The following is a 1,357-nucleotide window of genomic DNA, read 5'->3' on the forward strand; positions in this document are numbered from 1 at the left end:
ACACAGCCTGGATCAGCGTCTTAATCCCGATTTGGCTCCGCCGGAAATTTCTGAGACCATGCAGGAGTTCAATAACATGTTCGATCGCCTGGAGGGGTCATTCCGGAAACTGTCAGATTTCTCGTCTGACATCGCGCATGAGCTGCGCACACCGGTCAGTAATCTGATGATGCAGACGCAGTTTGCACTGGCTAAGGAAAGGGATGTTTCGCATTACCGCGAAATCTTATTCGCTTACCTGGAAGAACTGAAAAGGTTGTCACGAATGACCAGTGATATGCTTTTTCTGGCACGTTCAGAGCATGGTCTGCTGCAGCTGGATAAACATGATGTGGATCTGGCCGCCGAACTGAATGAATTACGTGAGCTGTTCGAGCCTCTGGCAGACGAAACAGGAAAGACAATCACCGTTGAAGGAGAGGGCGTTGTTGCCGGAGACAGCGATATGCTGCGACGTGCTTTCAGTAACCTGCTTTCCAATGCAATCAAGTATTCTCCCGATAACACCTGTACAGCGATACACCTTGAGCGTGACAGTGACTGTGTGAACGTGATGATTACGAATACGATGTCCGGCCAGGTTCCCGCTAATCTGGAACGTTTGTTTGATCGGTTCTATCGAGCTGATTCATCAAGGGTCCACAACACGGAAGGCGCGGGGCTGGGATTATCAATTACAAGGTCGATCATTCATGCTCATGGCGGCGAGCTGTCAGCAGAACAGCAGGGGCGGGAAATTGTGTTCAGTGTGCGCCTGTTAATGGATTAATCCCGTTCTTCAGGAGAAACCTGGAAGGTGACAAAATTGTCATCATTCAGTCACGCGATAAACAGAGGCGGTTTTTTATAATCATACATAAATCAGGAGCAGAGTGATAACGCAATCGCCTGGTTCCTGGAGTGATGAATAACCCGCCCTGAGATCAAATGCTTTCTCTGTTATAAGCCGTTGATTGTTTGGGTATGAAAACACCGGAGACCCAACCATGAAAAAGATCCTTGTATCATTTGTTGCCATTATGGCTGTCGCTTCATCCGCCATGGCTGCAGAGACAATGAACATGCATGACCAGGTAAATAATGCCCAGGCACCCGCCCATCAGATGCAGTCAACCTCTGAAAAAAGCGCTGTTCAGGGAGACAGTATGACAATGATGGATATGAGCGGACACGATCAGGCTGCAATGTCCCATGAAATGATGCAAAACGGCAACGCTTCTGCCCACCAGGACATGGCGGAGATGCATAAAAAAATGATGAAAGGCAAACCAGGGGCCACCAACGAATTGACCTGCTCCCCGTTGATTAGTACACCCCGATGTTAGTAATGTCTTCATAAGCCACATGAGGACATCCC

Annotated in this window: 2 pseudogenes; both read left to right on the top strand. The window is 48.6% G+C overall.

Annotated features, from left to right (window positions below):
* Positions 1-769, top strand: a pseudogene (gene pcoS, locus IM317_RS23595) (copper resistance membrane spanning protein PcoS); the annotation flags it as partial.
* Between the two features lie 217 nt (positions 770-986).
* Positions 987-1,286 (top strand): annotated as a pseudogene (locus IM317_RS23600) (copper-binding protein); the annotation flags it as partial.
* Positions 1,287-1,357 lie beyond the last annotated feature (71 nt).

Source organism: Enterobacter cloacae complex sp. S3 (assembly GCF_014930495.1).
Taxonomy (GTDB): domain Bacteria; phylum Pseudomonadota; class Gammaproteobacteria; order Enterobacterales; family Enterobacteriaceae; genus Enterobacter; species Enterobacter asburiae_B.